Raw genomic sequence first — 15,889 nt, forward strand, 5'->3', positions numbered from 1 at the left:
CGCCTGACCGCACCCGACAAGGAAGAGACCCCGTGACCGACCCCCGCGAGCCCTTCGACACCGACAGCGACGTCGAGGCCATCGACCTCGACGACCAGCGGATGGACGTCCGCGGCAGCGTCGACCTCGAGACCGGCGCGGACGAGGCCGGCTCCGCCGAGGGCTCGGTCGACACCGCCGACCAGGACACCGCCACCGGTGTCGCCGACGTGACCCCCGCGGTCGAGGGCGGCGGCCGCGACAGCCTGGTCGGCGACCCGCTGGCCGCGCCGGCCCCCGACCACGACCCGGTCGTGACCGAGGCCCTGGCCGAGGCGGAGGCCGCGGACGAGGACCCGCGCGAGACGCTCAAGCGGACCCTGCGGACCCAGTTCGGCGACTGGTACGTCATCCACTCCTACGCGGGCTACGAGAACAAGGTGAAGACCAACCTCGAGTCCCGCATCCAGTCGCTGGACATGGAGGACTACATCTTCCAGATCGAGGTGCCCACCGAGGAGGTCACCGAGATCAAGAACGGCAAGCGCACCCAGGTCAACCGGAAGAAGCTGCCCGGCTACCTGCTCGTCCGGATGGACCTCAACGACGAGTCCTGGGGCGCGGTCCGCAACACCCCCGGCGTCACCGGCTTCGTCGGTGCCACCTCGCGGCCCTCGCCGCTGTCGATCGACGAGGTCGTCAACCTGCTGGTGCCCGACGCCCCGCCGCAGGCGGCCAAGGCGGCCGAGGCGGCCTCGCCCGCGGCGGCGTCCGCGCCGACCGCCGTCGTCGACTTCGAGATCGGCGAGTCGGTGACCGTCATGGACGGCCCGTTCGCCACCCTCCCGGCGACCATCAACGAGATCAACGCCGAGCAGCAGAAGCTGCAGGTGCTGGTCTCCATCTTCGGCCGGGAGACGCCGGTCGAGCTGTCGTTCACCCAGGTCGCCAAGATCTGAGTGCGCCCGAGCACCACCCCGGCCGTTCGAGCCTGAGTCACACGAGAAGGAAGTCATGCCCCCCAGGAAGCGGTTGACCGCGGTCATCAAGCTCCAGATCAACGCCGGTGCGGCCACCCCCGCGCCGCCCGTGGGTCCGGCGCTCGGCCAGCACGGCGTCAACATCATGGAGTTCTGCAAGGCGTACAACGCCGCCACGGAGTCGCAGCGCGGCAACGTGGTCCCGGTCGAGATCTCGGTGTACGAGGACCGCTCGTTCACCTTCGTCACCAAGACCCCGCCGGCCGCCCGCATGCTGCTCAAGGCCGCGGGTGTCGAGAAGGGCTCGGGCGAGCCGCACAAGACCAAGGTCGCCACGGTCACCCGCGACCAGGTCCGCGAGATCGCGCAGACGAAGATGCCCGACCTCAACGCCAACTCGCTGGACGAGGCCGAGCGGATCATCGCCGGCACCGCCCGGTCGATGGGCATCACCGTCACCGGCTGACGGAAGCCGCCGGGAACCGGCGGCGTTGCACCACCCGGGGCCCGTCCGAGCCCCGTGCACCTGTGGGAGGGCCTGCGCCAGGCCCGCACACCACGCGATCCCCGCACCCGCGGCGGGGGAGAGGAACCACCATGGCGAAGCACGGCAAGAAGTACCTCGAGGCGGCCGCCAAGGTCGACCGCGAGACCCTGTACAGCCCGCTGCAGGCGGCGGGGCTGGCGAAGGAGACCTCGCCGACCACCTACGACGCCACCGTCGAGGTGGCCATGCGGCTGGGCGTCGACCCGCGCAAGGCCGACCAGATGGTCCGCGGCACGGTCAACCTGCCCCACGGCACCGGCAAGACCGCCCGCGTCATCGTCTTCGCGACCGGCGACAAGGCCGCCGAGGCCGAGGCCGCCGGCGCCGACGTCGTCGGCTCGGACGACCTGATCGCCCGCATCCAGGAGGGCTTCCTGGACTTCGACGCCGCGATCGCCACGCCCGACCAGATGGCCAAGGTCGGCCGGATCGCCCGCATCCTCGGCCCCCGTGGCCTGATGCCGAACCCGAAGACCGGCACCGTGACCCCCGACGTCACCAAGGCCGTCGCGGACATCAAGGGCGGGAAGATCAACTTCCGCGTCGACAAGCAGGCCAACCTGCACCTGGTGATCGGCAAGACCTCCTTCGACGAGGCCAAGCTCGTCGAGAACTACGCCGCCGCCCTCGACGAGGTGCTGCGCGCCAAGCCGGCCGCGGCCAAGGGCCGGTACCTGAAGAAGGTCACCATCTCCACCACGATGGGCCCGGGCATCCCGGTCGACCCGAACCGCACCCGCAACCTGACGGTGGACGAGCCCACCGCCTGATGGAGGACCCCCTCGCCCCCCACCGCTCGCACGCTCGCGGCGGGGCCCTGCGAGGGGGCCACCCACGGAGGTCGCCGGGCCCGGCCGCGGGTGAGGACGGCGACAGCGGCGCCCGCGCGGCACCGTGTACGCTGGTCGACGTTCCCCCCACGACCGCTGGTCGTCGCACGCCCGCGTGCGATCGAAGGTCCCGGATCCCCGGGCGGCCCGCGCAGGAGGACGGTTCGATCGCCGCGGCGCCCCGTGCCCGCGTCCCTCGCCCCGTGCGCCCTGCGCCGGGGCGTTCCTCGTCTCCGGGCCCCGATCGCCCGCTCTCGTACGACGCACGGGTGGTCACCCGTCCGACGAGAGGAGGCCCATGCCCACGCAGGCGAAGGCCGCTGTGATCGACGAGATCACCGAGCGGTTCCAGAAGTCCAGCGCGGCCGTGCTCACCGAGTACCGCGGGCTGACCGTGTCGCAGCTGACCCAGCTGCGGCGTTCCCTCGGTGCGGGCAGCAGCTACGCCGTCGTCAAGAACACCCTGACGAAGCGGGCGGCGGACTCGGTCGGCCACACCGACCTGGCCCCGCTGCTCAACGGCCCGACCGCGATCGCCTTCATCGAGGGCGACGTCGTCGAGGCCGCCAAGGCCATCCGCGACTTCGCGCGCGCCAACCCGCTGCTCGTCGTCAAGGGCGGCGTCGTCGAGGGCCGCACCGTCGGCCCCGCCGAGGTCACCGCTCTCGCCGACGTCGAGCCCCGCGAGGTGCTGCTGGCCAAGCTGGCCGGCGCGATGAAGGGCAACCTCACCAAGGCCGCCGGGCTGTTCCAGGCCCCGCTGTCCCAGGTCGCCCGCCTGGCCGCCGCGCTGCAGGAGAAGAAGCCCGCCGAGGGCGACTCCGCTGCCGCCGACACCGCTGCTGCCGACACCACCACCGACTCCGCTGACGCCGCGGACACCGCGGCCAGCACCGACTGACCCCAGAAGGAGAGATCATGGCCAAGCTGTCCACCGCGGAGCTGCTCGACGCGTTCAAGGAGATGACGCTGCTCGAGCTGTCCGACTTCGTGAAGCAGTTCGAGGAGACCTTCGAGGTCACCGCGGCTGCCCCCGTCGCCGTCGCGGCCGCCCCGGCCGCCGGTGGTGCCGGTGACGGCGGTGCCCCCGCCGCCGAGGAGCAGGACGAGTTCGACGTCATCCTCGAGGCCGCCGGCGACAAGAAGATCCAGGTCATCAAGGAGGTGCGCGGCCTGACCTCGCTCGGCCTCAAGGAGGCCAAGGACCTGGTCGACGGCGCGCCGAAGCCGGTCCTGGAGAAGGTCGCCAAGGACGCCGCCGAGAAGGCCAAGGCCGCTCTCGAGGGCGCCGGCGCCACCGTCACCATCAAGTGACGCCGTCCCCGGCCTGAGCCGGGGGCCAGCACCACCCAGCACGCCACAGGGGCCGCTCTCCTCCGGGAGGGCGGCCCCTGTCGCGTCCGCCCCCCTCGGTGGGGTGGTGTGACAGCGACCGGTGTCACGTCCGACGAGTGACCCACGTAACCTCCCCCTCCGGTCCTCGTTACCCGTGAGTACGAGGAGGCGGTGTCCCCGGCGCACGGGGACCCGCGACGGGACGCGGTCCCGGGGCTCCCGCCGCGCGCGGGCCCCGGACACGGGCGAGGAGGTCGACGGTGGGCGTCGCGGTCCAGGTCGAGGGGCTGACCAAGTCCTTCGGCAGCCAGAACATCTGGAGCGACGTCACCCTCACGCTGCCGCCGGGGGAGATCTCCGTGCTGCTGGGCCCCTCGGGCACCGGCAAGTCGGTCTTCCTCAAGTCGCTGGTCGGGCTGCTCAAGCCCGAGCGCGGCTCGATCGTCATCACCGACACCGACATCGTCCGGTGCGGCGAGGCCAGGCTGTACGAGGTCCGCAAGCTGTTCGGCGTCCTGTTCCAGGACGGCGCGCTGTTCGGCTCGATGGACCTCTTCGACAACATCGCCTTCCCGCTGCGGGAGCACACGAGGAAGAGCGAGTCCGAGGTCCGCCGCATCGTCCTCGAGAAGATGGACATGGTCGGCCTGCAGGGCGCCGAGGGGAAGCTGCCCGGCGAGATCTCCGGCGGCATGCGCAAGCGCGCCGGCCTCGCCCGCGCGCTGGTGCTCGACCCCGAGATCATCCTGTTCGACGAGCCGGACTCGGGCCTGGACCCGGTCCGCGTCGCCTACCTCAACCAGCTGATCGTCGACCTCAACGCGCAGATCGACGCCACCTTCCTCATCGTCACGCACGACATCGGCACCGCCCGCACCGTGCCCGACAACCTCGGCCTGCTCTACCGCAAGCACCTGGCGATGTTCGGCCCGCGCGAGCAGCTGCTCACCTCGCAGGAGCCGGTGGTCCAGCAGTTCCTCAACGGCCGCCGCGAGGGCCCGATCGGCATGAGCGAGGAGAAGGACGTCGCGCAGGTCGAGGCCGAGATGGCCGCCCTGCAGGCCCGCGGCGGCGACCGGCACAACGGCGTCGGGCCCAAGGGCGCCGTCGGCGGCGACGCCGTCCCGCCGCAGCTGGACCCCTCCCCGGGCCTGCCCGAGCGGCGCGCCCAGCGCCGCCGCCAGGAGCGCGTGGCCCGCATGCTGCACCAGTTCGACCCGGCCACCGCCACGGCAATCCGCGCCTCCCTGCCCGAGGACCTGCTCGCCCAGGTCGACGCCGGCGTGTTCGCGCCGACGACGGACGCCACCGGGCGGCACCGGGACACCTCGCAGGTCGTCGGCGCGACGGCGGCCGGCGGCGCCCTGCCCGGCCCGCGGGACGGCCGGTGACGGCCACCGGGAAGCCGCGGGCGCCGGGCCTGCTCGACGGGAAGCTCTCCCCGGTCCGGCCGCTGCGGGCCAGCGGCACGCTGTTCGCCTTCGCGCTCGACACCTTCCGCGCGCTGCCCAGGCGGCCCTTCCAGCTGCGCGAGTTCGTCCAGCAGACCTGGTTCGTCGCCAGCGTGACCATCCTGCCGACGGCGCTGGTGGCGATCCCCTTCGGCGCGGTCATCGCGCTGCAGCTGGGCTCGCTGACCCGCCAGCTCGGCGCCCAGTCGTTCACCGGCTCGGCCTCGGTGCTGGCCGTGCTGCGCGAGGCCAGCCCGATCGTCACCGCGCTGCTCATCGCCGGCGCCGGGGGCTCGGCCATCTGCGCCGACCTCGGCGCCCGCAAGATCCGCGAGGAGATCGACGCCATGGAGGTGCTCGGGATCAACCCGGTCCAGCGCCTCGTGGTCCCGCGCGTGCTGGCCGCGATGGTCGTCGCCACCCTGCTCAACGGCCTGGTCAGCGTCGTCGGCGTGGCCGGCGGCTACTTCTTCAACGTCGTCCTGCAGGGCGGCACCCCGGGCGCCTACCTGGCGTCGTTCGGCGCGCTCGCGCAGGTCGAGGACTTCTGGTCCGGGGAGATCAAGGCCCTCGTGTTCGGGCTGATCGCCGGGATCGTCGCCTCCTACAAGGGCCTGCGCGCCGGCGGCGGGCCCAAGGGCGTCGGCGACGCGGTGAACCAGTCGGTGGTCATCACCTTCCTGCTGCTGTTCGCCGTGAACTTCGTGATGACGGCGATCTACTTCCAGCTCGTCCCGCCGAAGGGGCAGTGACCCGATGGCGCTGCTCTCCCCGGTCGACCGGGTCCGCGTCGGCGCGCGCCGGCTGGTCCGCCGCGTCTACGGCCGCCCGATGGACACCCTCGAGGACCTCGGCGACCAGCTGTCCTTCTACGGCCGCGCGCTGGGCTGGACGCCGCGCACGCTGCGCCGCTACAAGCGGGAGACGTTCCGGCTGCTGGCCGAGGTCACCTTCGGCACCGGCGCGCTGGCGGTCATCGGCGGCACGGTCGGCGTGATCGCGTTCCTGTCGTTCTTCACCGGCACCGAGGTCGGCCTGCAGGGCTACGCGGCGCTGGACCAGCTCGGCACCTCGGCGTTCACCGGCTTCCTCTCGGCGTACTTCAACACCCGGGAGATCGCCCCGCTGGTCGCCGGCCTGGCGCTGTCGGCCACCGTCGGCTGCGGCTTCACCGCCCAGATCGGCGCCATGCGGATCAACGAGGAGATCGACGCCCTCGAGGTCATGGGCGTGCCCTCGCTGCCGTTCCTGGTGACCACCCGCATCGTCGCCGGGTTCGTCGCGGTCGTCCCGCTCTACGTCATCGGCCTGCTGAGCAGCTACTTCGCCACCCGGACCATCACCACCGAGGCGTACGCGCAGTCGGCCGGCACCTACGACCACTACTTCAACCTCTTCCTGCCACCGCAGGACGTGCTGTGGTCGTTCGTCAAGGTGCTCGTCTTCGCCGTCGTGATCATCCTGAGCCACTGCTACTACGGCTACCGGGCCAGCGGCGGCCCGGCCGGGGTCGGCCTCGCCGTGGGCCGGGCGGTGCGCTTCTCGATCGTGGCGGTCATGGTCATCGACCTGTTCCTGTCGCTGGCCATCTGGGGTTCGACGACGACCGTCCGGATCGCGGGGTGAGCGGGCGATGAGCGGGGGCAGGGGCGCGGTGGTGCGCCGTCGGCTGCAGGGCGTGGCGTTCCTCGTCGTCCTGGTGATGCTGCTGGCGCTGACCGTGGCGCTCTACACCAAGGCGTTCACCGACACCGCGCGGGTGGTGCTGCACGCCGACACCGCGGGCAACCAGCTGCAGGAGGCCTCCGACGTCAGGGTGCGCGGGGTGATCGTCGGCGAGGTGCGCTCGGTCGACGCCGGGGCCGACGGCGCGACGATCGAGCTGGCCATCCGGCCCGAGTACCTGGACCGGATCCCCGCCGACGTCACCGCCCGGCTGCTGCCCAAGACGCTGTTCGGCGAGCGCTACGTGTCGCTGGTGGTGCCCGAGCAGCCCTCGGGGGAGCGGCTGGCCGACGGCGACGAGATCGGCCAGGACCGCACCGAGAACGCCGTCGAGCTGCAGCGGGTCATCGACGACCTGCTGCCGCTGCTGCGGGCGGTGCAGCCGCAGGACCTCAGCTACACCCTCGGCGCGGTGGCCTCGGCGCTGCGCGGCCGCGGCGACCGGCTGGGGGAGAACCTCGCCGCGATCGGCAGCTACGTCGGCGAGCTCAACACCGTGCTGCCCGAGCTGCAGGCCGACATCAGCGGCCTGGCCGACGTCGCCGACACCTACACCTCGGCCGCCGACGACCTGCTCGCGGTGCTCGACGACCTGGCGGTGACCTCGCGGACGCTGGTCGACCAGTCCGAGCAGCTGCGGCGCACGTTCACCGTCGTGGGCGCCTCGTCGGCGACCGCGGCCGGCTTCCTGGAGACCAACGAGCAGAGCCTCATCTCGCTGGCCGCCACCTCGCGGCCGGTGCTCGGCCTGTTCGCCGAGTACTCGCCCGAGTACCCGTGCCTGCTCGACGGCCTGGCCCGCTTCAAGCCGATGATCACCGAGGCCTTCGGCGGCGACGGCGACCCCGCGCTGAACCTGGACATCACCGTGACGCTGCCGCCGCGCAACCCGTACCAGCCCGGCGACCAGCCGGCCTACCTCGACCGGTCCGGGCCCGACTGCCAGGGCCTGGACGACATCGACGCGATCATCGCGGCCGCCGACCGGGGCGAGTACTACTGCCCGGTGCCGCCGGTGGACGGCGTCGACTCGGTGGACAACCCGTACAGCGGCAACCCCAACTGCCTGGGCGGCCGCGGACCCGAGGACGTCCCCGCCGGCGCCGGCGAGCCCGACGGCAACGTGACCACCGACCTGTCCGCCTTCGGGAACTCGGTGCCGGGGCAGCTGGCCGGGTCGACGGCGGAGCTGGACTTCGTGCGCAGCATCCTCGGCTACCAGACCGGCGTGGACCCCGGCGAGGTCTCCGACCTGGCCGCCTCCACGATGGCGCCGCTGCTGCGCGGGACCCAGGTGGCGCTGCGATGAGGGGGCTCGCCGCGCCGCTGACCAAGCTGGCCGTCTTCGCGCTGGTCACCGTGCTCGCCAGCTACGTCCTGGTCAGCACCATCACCAACGCCGGCTACGGCGAGCCGCTGGAGTACCGGGCGCAGTTCGCCGACGTCGCCGGCCTGGTGGAGGGCGACGAGGTGCGCATCGCCGGTGTCCGGGTGGGCCAGGTGACCGCCATCGGCCTGTCCGACCAGGCCGAGCGGCCGGTGGCCGAGGTGTCCATCGCGGTCGACGCCGACGTCCCGCTGCCCACCTCGGTGCTGGCGACCATCCGCTACCGCAACCTCGTCGGCCAGCGGTACGTCGCGCTGACCGAGGGAGAGGGGTCGGCCGGGCGCACCCTCGAGGAGGGCGACACCATCCCGCTGGCCCAGACGACGCCGGCGCTGGACCTCACCACGCTGTTCGGCGGGTTCCGGCCGCTGTTCCAGGCCCTGTCGCCGCAGGACGTCAACCGGCTGTCCTTCGAGATCATCCAGGTGTTCCAGGGCGAGGGCGGCACCGTGGAGAGCCTGCTCGGCCACGTCGGCTCGCTGACGTCGTCCCTGGCGGACAAGGACGCCGTCATCGGCAGCGTCATCGACAACCTGACCTCGGTGATGGGCACCGTCGCCGCCCGGGACGAGCAGCTGTCGTCGCTGGTCGTCTCGCTGCAGCAGTTCGTCTCCGGGCTGAGCGAGGACCGCGACGCGATCTTCGACTCGCTGCAGACCATCGACGGTCTGGCGGTCAGCACCGCCGGGCTGCTCGAGGACGCCCGCGCGCCGCTGGCCGCGGACATCGAGGGCCTCGGCGACCTGGCCGGCAACCTCGCCGACACCGGCGACGTCCTGGAGGACTTCCTGCAGCTCGCCCCGACCAAGATCGACCTGATCACGCGGACCGCCGTCAACGGCAGCTGGTTCAACTTCTACATGTGCGGGGCGTCCGGGACGGTCACCCTGCCCGGCGCGAGCGAGCCGAGCACCATCCCCGCGGGTGGGCTGTCCTCCGGCGCGAGGGGGTGCTGATGGCCCGCCGTCCGGCGACGCCGTTCCGCGACCGGAACCCGGTCGTCATCGGGGCGGTCAGCCTCTCGCTGATCGCGCTGCTGGTGCTGCTCGCCTTCAACGCCCAGTCGCTGCCGCTCATCGGCGGCGGCACCGTCTACCGCGCCCAGTTCTCCGAGGCCGCGGGCCTCCGGCCCGACGACCCGGTGCGCGTCGCCGGCGTCAAGGTCGGCCAGGTCGAGAGCCTGGCGCTGGAGGACGGCGCGGTCACCGTCGAGTTCCGCGTCCGCGACGCGTTCGTCGGCGACCGGTCCGAGGCGGCCATCAGGATCGAGACGGTGCTGGGGGCGAAGTACCTGGCACTGGTCCCGCGCGGCGCGACGCCGCTGGACCCCGAGCAGCGCATCCCGCTGCAGCGCACCGCCTCCCCCTACGACGTCGTCGAGGCCTTCGCGGACCTGTCCACCACCGTCGACGACATCGACACCGCCCAGCTGGCGAGCTCCTTCCAGGTGCTGTCGGAGACCTTCGCCGACACCCCCGACGAGGTGCGGACCTCGCTGGACGGGCTGGCCCGGCTGTCGGACACCATCGCCTCGCGGGACGCCCAGCTGCGCGAGCTGCTGTCGGCCACCCGGGACGTGACCCAGGTCCTGGCCGACCGCAACGGCGAGTTCACCCAGCTGATCCTGGACTCCAACACGCTGCTCACCGAGGTGCAGGAGCGCCGGGCGCTCATCGACTCGATCCTCACCAACACCCAGACGCTGGCCCAGCAGCTGACCGGGCTGGTCGCGGACAACCGCGAGGCCCTCACCCCGGCGCTGCAGCAGCTGGCGGCCGTCACCGACATCCTGTCGCGCAACCGGCAGGCCCTCGGGGAGACCGTCGCCAACCTGGCGCCCTTCGTCCGGGTCTTCACCAACACCCTGGGCAACGGCCGCTGGTTCGACAGCTTCGTCGAGAACCTGCTGCCCGGCGCCGTCGGGTCGGTGCTCTGCGGGGGCGCCGCCCAGGTGCCCGGGGGTCTCGTCTCCTGCGAGGAGGGCCAGTGACGGGGTCCCTGCAGCGCGGCGTGGCGCTGGCCGCCGCGCTCGTGCTGGTCGGCGCGGTCGGCTGGACGGTCCTGCGGCCGGCCGGCCAGATCCGGGTCACCGCGTACTTCGGCCAGGCCGTGGGCGTGTACCCCGGCGGTGACGTGCGGGTCCTCGGCATCGACGTCGGCGAGATCACCGACGTCGTCCCGATGGGCGACCGGGTGCGCGTCGACATGCTCGTCGACGACGAGTACGACATCCCGGCCGACGCCGACGCCGTCATCCTCGCGCCGTCGCTGGTCAGCGACCGGTACGTGCAGTTCTCCCCGGTCTACGACGGGGGCCCGACGATGGAGGACGGCGCCGAGCTCGACCTGTCGCGCACCGCCACCCCGGTCGAGCTGGACGCGGTCTACGGCGCGCTCGACGAGCTCTCCGCCGCCCTCGGCCCGACCGGCGCCAACGCCGACGGCGCCCTGCAGGACCTGCTGGCCACCGGCGCGGACAACCTCGAGGGCAACGGCGACGCGCTCAACCGGACGCTGACCGGGTTCTCCACCGCGGTGCAGACGCTGTCGGAGAACCGCGACGACCTGTTCGGCTCGGTGGAGAACCTGCAGGCGTTCACCTCGGCGCTGGCCACGATCGACACCCAGGTCGGCCAGTTCAACGACAACATGGCCGCGGTCGCCGCCCAGCTCGAGGGCGAGCGGGAGGACCTCGCCGCCGCGGTGCAGCTGCTGTCCCAGGCGCTGGGGGAGATCGCCACGTTCGTGCAGACCAACACCGCGCTGCTGACGACGAACGTCGACCGGCTGGCCGACGTCACCCTCACCCTGGTCCAGCAGCGGCAGGCGCTGGCCGAGGTGCTCGACGTCGCCCCCGCGGCGCTGGGCAACGTCGCGCACGCCTACAACCCCGACTACGGCACGCTCGACACCCGCGACAACTCGTTGGGGGCGGCCAACCCGGAGGTCACCGTCTGCCAGCTGCTGGCCCAGGCCGGCCGGCTCCAGATCACCGGCGTGAGCCTCACCGACCTGAGCGCGTTCCTCCAGCTGCCGCCGACCGAGCAGATCTGCCTGCGGCTGCTCTCGGGCGACCCCGGCAACGACGGGCAGCTCGACGACCTCAACGGCAACGGCGTGCCCGACCTGCAGGAGCTGCTCGGCACGCTGTTCGGTCGCAGCGCCGCCCCGCAGGCCGGCGGCACCCCGCTGGTCGGCCTGCCGCTGGTGCCGGGGGCGCAGCCGTGACCGGGCTCGGCCGGCGGGCCGCCGCGCTGGGCGCCGGGGTGCTGCTGCTGTCCGGGTGCGGCTTCCGCGGCGCCTACTCCCTCGACCTGCCCGGCGGCGCCGACGTCGGCGACGACCCCTACACGGTGCAGATCCAGTTCCTCGACGTCCTGGACCTCGTCCCGCAGGCCGGCGTCCGCGTCGCCGACGTCCCGGTCGGCCGGGTGGAGGACGTGTCGCTGGGGGAGGACTGGACCGCCCTGGTCACCGTCGAGATCAACGGCGACGTCGACCTGCCGGCCAACGCGGTCGCGATGATCCAGCAGTCCTCGCTGCTGGGGGAGAAGTACGTAGAGCTGGCCGCCCCGGGCACCGAGACGCCCACCGGCGAGCTCACCGACGGCGCACTCATCGGCCTGGACCGCACCAACCGCAACGTCGAGGTCGAGGAGCTCCTCGGCGCGCTGTCGCTGGTGCTCAACGGCGGCGGGCTGGCGCAGCTGCAGACGATCAGCCGGGAGCTGGGCGACGCCCTCGAGGGCCGCGAGGACGCCGTCCGCGCCACCCTCACCCAGCTCGACACGTTCATCGCCGGCCTCGACCAGCAGCGCGACGAGATCGGCCGGGCGCTGGACAGCGTGAACGCGCTGGCCGAGTCCCTCGCCGCCCGCACGGAGACCATCGAGACGGCGCTGGACACCATCGGACCGGGCCTCGACGTCGTCACCGAGCAGCGTGACCTGCTCGTCTCGATGCTCGACAGCCTGTCCCGGCTCGGCGACGTCGGCACGCGGGTCATCGACCAGGCAGGCGCGGACACCGTGGCCGACCTGCAGCTGCTGCAGCCGATCCTCACCCAGCTGGCCGCCGCGGGTCCCGACCTCGCCGAGTCGCTGGACCTGCTGCTCACCTACCCGTTCCCGGCCAGCTCGCTGTCGGCGCTGCAGTACCGGCCCGACGCGCGGACCGGCGGCTACGGGCTGTTCACCAACATGACCGCCAGCCTGAACCTCGACCTGCGCGAGCTGCTCTGCCGCTACGTCGTCGACCCGGTCACCGGCGGCCTGGAGACCCTCGACCCGCAGGACCTGGCCGGCGACACCTGCGGCAGCGCCGGCACCCCGCCGGCCAACTCCGGCGGCACCGGCACCGGCACCGGCTCGTCCTCGCCGGCGCAGTCGCTCGCCCCGGGACTGGGCGGGCTGGCCGGCACCGTCCTCGGCGGCGGCGGCGCGCCGGCCGGCCCGCCCGGCCTGCCGGGCATCCCGACGGGAGGCACGCCGTGATCACCCGCAAGGTCAAGCTGCAGCTGCTGGCGTTCACCGCGGTCGCGCTGCTGGGCATCTCCTACGTCGGCTTCAACTACGTCGGCCTCGACCGGGTGCTGCTCGGCAGCGGCTACGACGTCGCCGCCGACTTCGCCGACTCCGGCGGGATCTTCGTCAACGCCGAGGTCACCTACCGCGGCGTCGCCGTCGGGCGGGTCAGCGACATGCAGCTCACCGACGACGGCGTCCGGGTCACGCTGACCATCGACCCCGACGCCGACCCGATCCCGGCCGACACCGACGCCGTCGTGGCCACCCGCAGCGCGGTCGGCGAGCAGTACGTCGACCTGCGCCCGGCCACCGCCGACGGGCCGTACCTGGCCGACGGCGCGGTCATCCCGCAGTCGCGCACGGCCATCCCGATCCCGGTCGAGCAGCTGCTGCTCAACGTGGACCAGCTGGTCACCTCGATCGACCCGGAGGACCTGCGGGTCGTCGTCGACGAGCTCGGCCGCGCCTTCGCCGGAGCCGGCGACGACCTGGCCCGGCTCATCGACAACGGCGACCTGCTGCTGGCCCGCGCCGAGGAGTCGCTGCCGCAGACGCTGCAGCTAATCACCGACGGGCAGACCGTGCTGCGGACGCAGGCCGGGAGCCGCTCGGCGATCGAGCAGTGGGCCGCCGACCTGCGCGCGGTCAGCGACACGCTGGTCGACATCGACCCCGACCTGCGCGGCCTGGTCGTCAACGCACCCGACGCCGGGGCGGCGCTGCAGGACCTGGTGGACGACGCAGGGCCGGGGCTGGGCTCCCTGGTGCGCCACCTCGACGTCCTCAACGGCGTCACCATCCCGCGCCTCGACGGCGTCGAGCAGATGCTGGTCACCTACCCCGACGCCGTCAGCGGCGGGTTCAGCGTCGTCCGCGACGACGGCGGCACGATGCGCGCGCACTTCGGCCTCGTGCTCAACAGCGACGACCCGCGCGCCTGCACCAGCGGCTACGTCCCCACCGGTCAGCTGTCCGGCCCCGCGTCGGTCGCCGGGCTGGACGTCGACTCCGTCCGCTGCGACGTCGTGAACGGCGCCGACCCGACCCCGGGCGACGGCGTCGACGAGTCGGGCTCGAACATCCGCGGCGAGCAGAACATCGGCCGCGACGGCGGCGTCGGTTCGCCCGGCCCGCAGGGCCAGGCCGGCGTCGGCGCGCCGGTGGCGTCGGTGGTCGATGACGTCCTCGGCGACCTGCTCGGTGCCCGCCCCTTCGCACGGACGGCGGGCTGAGTACGTCATGCTCATCACCCAGAGCACTCGACACGGCACAGGCCGAGAGGAGGACGCGGTGACGCGCGCCGGGCAGGACACCGGGACGACCCCCGACGAGGGCACCGCGGCCGCCCCCCCCGCGGGGGCCGCGCGGGCCGGCCGGCGCGGCCGGCGGCGGGCCCGCCACGCCACCCCCGCGGGGTCCCCCGCGGAGTCGCCGGACGACGGCGACGCCGCCGGCGACACCCCGCCGCGCGCCCGCCGCCGGCTGTCGGTCCCGCTCGTGCCGGTCCTCGCGGTGCTGCTCGTGCTGCTGCTCGCCGCGGCCGGGTGGCTGTGGCTGACCCGCGAGGACGGGTCGCCGGTGCGCACCGACAGCTACGTGCAGGTGCTGCAGGCGGCCCGCTCGGGGATCGTCGACCTGACCTCCTTCGACGCGGTGACCATCGACGACGACATCGAGCAGGTCCGCCGCGTGGCCACCGGCGACCTGCGCGACGAGTCCCTGGCCCAGCTGCAGGACCGGCGGCAGGAGCTGGTCGACGCCCAGGCGGTCGTGCAGACCGAGGTCGTCGGCGCGGGCGTGGTCAGCGCCGACGAGGACTCCGGCACCGTGCTGCTGGTCATCCAGTCGACCCAGCGGAGCACGGCCGGCCCGCAGGCCCAGGTGCTGCGCTACCGCATCCAGGTGGAGCTCGTGCGCGAGGACGGCCGCTGGCTGCTGTCCGGGATCTCGGGGAGGTGACCGGCGTGAGCGAGACCCCGGGGGAGCGCCCCCGCCCCACGCCGCGCCCGCGCGCGGACCGCCCCCGCCCGTCCCCGCGCCCCAGGGTGGCCGGCAGCCGCCGGGACCGGGAGGAACCCCGCGCCCAGGCGGCACCGGAGGCCCCCATCGCGGAGGCCCCCGTCACCGAGGTCCCCGTCGCCGAGGTCCCCGTCACCGAGGCCCCTGCGGCGGTGACGCCGGCGGAGGGGGCGCTCACCGCGGCGACCGCCGGCCGGCGCCGGGCCCGTTCCGGCCCGGTGGGCGGCGACGCCGCGGCCGTCTCGCCGGCCAGGACCCCGGCTCCCGCTCCGGACGGGACCGGCGGCACCGGGACCGCCGACGAGGACGCGCCCGCCCGGCACGGAGCCCGCCGTGCCCGCGCCGGGCGCCCTGCCCGGACCGTCGCGGGGCCGTCGCCGCGACGTCGTCGCCGGCTGCCGGTGGTGGCGGCCCTCGCGCTGCTGTGCGTGCTCGCCGCCGGACTGGTCGGCTTCCTCGCCTGGCAGCGGCTGGACCCCGCGTCCGTCTCGCCGTCGGTGTTCGCCGCGGCGCGCGAGGACGTGGAGGCCCTCTACGCGTACGACTACCGGGACTCCGAGGGCAGCGTGCAGCGCAAGCTCGACGTCCTGACCGGCGACCTGCGCGACCAGTACGAGCAGGACCTGTCCCAGGGCGGGATCGTCGACACCTACGAGCAGGTGTCGGCCACCACCCGGTACGAGGTGCTCGACGTCGGCCTGCAGCAGGTCTCCGACGACCAGGACAGCGCGACCGTCGTCGTGTTCGGCCAGTACGTCGTCGAGTCGGTCAACAGCGGGACCCAGCCCGCCCCCGAGGGCTCCGAGTGCACGGTCACCCCGGAGGGCGCGCAGTCGTGCACCCAGACCGTCCAGGTGCAGCTCGCGCGGGTCGACGGCGACTGGAAGATCAGCGACCTCTCCCTGCTCACGACCAGCTGATCCGGGGGCCGCGGGCCGGGCCGGCCCGCGTTCCCCGCGGCGTGGCGGAGACAGCGGGGCCCCCGGGCTGGCATCATGGCCGCGCGGAACGCCGCCCGGTCTGCCGGACGCCGTCCTTCCCGGGAGTGGGGTCAGCGTCACCCCACCCCCGACGTGGACAGCGTGCGCGAGCAGGGGTAGGGTTCTCTGT

16 protein-coding genes are annotated in these 15,889 nt (G+C 73.4%); all 16 read left to right on the forward strand.

What is annotated here, in order from left to right; genetic code table 11:
* Positions 1-32: 32 nt before the first annotated feature.
* The 16 genes from nusG to ACI8AR_RS16325 all read left to right on the forward strand — a co-directional run bounded on the left by nusG (position 33) and on the right by ACI8AR_RS16325 (position 15,699).
* The gene (nusG, locus tag ACI8AR_RS16250) at positions 33-938 is read left to right on the forward strand and encodes a transcription termination/antitermination protein NusG (RefSeq protein ID WP_456937987.1); all 906 of its coding nucleotides are present in this window, start codon (positions 33-35) and stop codon (positions 936-938) included.
* A gap of 55 nt (positions 939-993) precedes the next feature.
* Positions 994-1,425, forward strand: a complete 432-nt coding sequence (gene rplK, locus ACI8AR_RS16255) for a 50S ribosomal protein L11 (protein WP_387987792.1) — start codon at positions 994-996, stop codon at positions 1,423-1,425.
* Positions 1,426-1,556: 131 nt separating this feature from the next.
* Positions 1,557-2,276 carry a 50S ribosomal protein L1 gene (rplA, locus tag ACI8AR_RS16260; protein ID WP_456937986.1) on the forward strand — a complete coding sequence of 240 codons (720 nt, stop codon included), beginning with the start codon at positions 1,557-1,559 and terminating at the stop codon, positions 2,274-2,276.
* 358 nt (positions 2,277-2,634) lie between these two features.
* Positions 2,635-3,237 carry a 50S ribosomal protein L10 gene (gene rplJ / locus ACI8AR_RS16265; RefSeq protein ID WP_457044446.1) on the forward strand — a complete coding sequence of 201 codons (603 nt, stop codon included), beginning with the start codon at positions 2,635-2,637 and terminating at the stop codon, positions 3,235-3,237.
* A 17-nt stretch (positions 3,238-3,254) separates the two neighbouring features.
* Positions 3,255-3,650, forward strand: a complete 396-nt coding sequence (gene rplL / locus ACI8AR_RS16270) for a 50S ribosomal protein L7/L12 (RefSeq protein ID WP_456929520.1) — start codon at positions 3,255-3,257, stop codon at positions 3,648-3,650.
* 281 nt (positions 3,651-3,931) lie between these two features.
* The gene (locus ACI8AR_RS16275; RefSeq protein WP_457051939.1) at positions 3,932-5,062 is read left to right on the forward strand and encodes an ABC transporter ATP-binding protein; all 1,131 of its coding nucleotides are present in this window, start codon (positions 3,932-3,934) and stop codon (positions 5,060-5,062) included.
* Positions 5,059-5,874, forward strand: coding sequence for an MlaE family ABC transporter permease (locus tag ACI8AR_RS16280; RefSeq protein WP_457051940.1), 816 nt, complete (start codon positions 5,059-5,061; stop codon positions 5,872-5,874). The genes ACI8AR_RS16275 and ACI8AR_RS16280 overlap by 4 nt, the downstream gene beginning before the upstream one ends.
* Before the next feature lie 4 nt (positions 5,875-5,878).
* Entirely contained in the window at positions 5,879-6,748 is an 870-nt protein-coding gene (locus ACI8AR_RS16285; RefSeq protein WP_457047904.1) for an MlaE family ABC transporter permease, read from the forward strand.
* Between the two features lie 7 nt (positions 6,749-6,755).
* Positions 6,756-8,156, forward strand: a complete 1,401-nt coding sequence (locus tag ACI8AR_RS16290; protein ID WP_457051941.1) for an MCE family protein — start codon at positions 6,756-6,758, stop codon at positions 8,154-8,156.
* Entirely contained in the window at positions 8,153-9,190 is a 1,038-nt protein-coding gene (locus ACI8AR_RS16295; protein WP_457051942.1) for an MCE family protein, read from the forward strand. The genes ACI8AR_RS16290 and ACI8AR_RS16295 overlap by 4 nt, the downstream gene beginning before the upstream one ends.
* On the forward strand, positions 9,190-10,224 hold the full coding sequence (locus tag ACI8AR_RS16300; protein ID WP_457051943.1) for an MCE family protein: 1,035 nt from the start codon (positions 9,190-9,192) through the stop codon (positions 10,222-10,224). The genes ACI8AR_RS16295 and ACI8AR_RS16300 overlap by 1 nt, the downstream gene beginning before the upstream one ends.
* Positions 10,221-11,462 carry an MCE family protein gene (locus tag ACI8AR_RS16305; protein WP_457051944.1) on the forward strand — a complete coding sequence of 414 codons (1,242 nt, stop codon included), beginning with the start codon at positions 10,221-10,223 and terminating at the stop codon, positions 11,460-11,462. Before ACI8AR_RS16300 ends, ACI8AR_RS16305 begins: the two co-directional genes overlap by 4 nt.
* Positions 11,459-12,727, forward strand: a complete 1,269-nt coding sequence (locus ACI8AR_RS16310) for an MCE family protein (RefSeq protein WP_457051945.1) — start codon at positions 11,459-11,461, stop codon at positions 12,725-12,727. Before ACI8AR_RS16305 ends, ACI8AR_RS16310 begins: the two co-directional genes overlap by 4 nt.
* Positions 12,724-13,992 (forward strand): MCE family protein, encoded by a 1,269-nt coding sequence (locus tag ACI8AR_RS16315; protein ID WP_457051946.1) that lies wholly within the window; start codon positions 12,724-12,726, stop codon positions 13,990-13,992. The genes ACI8AR_RS16310 and ACI8AR_RS16315 overlap by 4 nt, the downstream gene beginning before the upstream one ends.
* Before the next feature lie 58 nt (positions 13,993-14,050).
* Positions 14,051-14,719 carry a hypothetical protein gene (locus tag ACI8AR_RS16320; RefSeq protein ID WP_457051947.1) on the forward strand — a complete coding sequence of 223 codons (669 nt, stop codon included), beginning with the start codon at positions 14,051-14,053 and terminating at the stop codon, positions 14,717-14,719.
* A gap of 5 nt (positions 14,720-14,724) precedes the next feature.
* Positions 14,725-15,699 (forward strand): hypothetical protein, encoded by a 975-nt coding sequence (locus ACI8AR_RS16325; RefSeq protein ID WP_457051948.1) that lies wholly within the window; start codon positions 14,725-14,727, stop codon positions 15,697-15,699.
* Positions 15,700-15,889 lie beyond the last annotated feature (190 nt).

The organism is Geodermatophilus sp. SYSU D01036 (genome assembly GCF_054050435.1).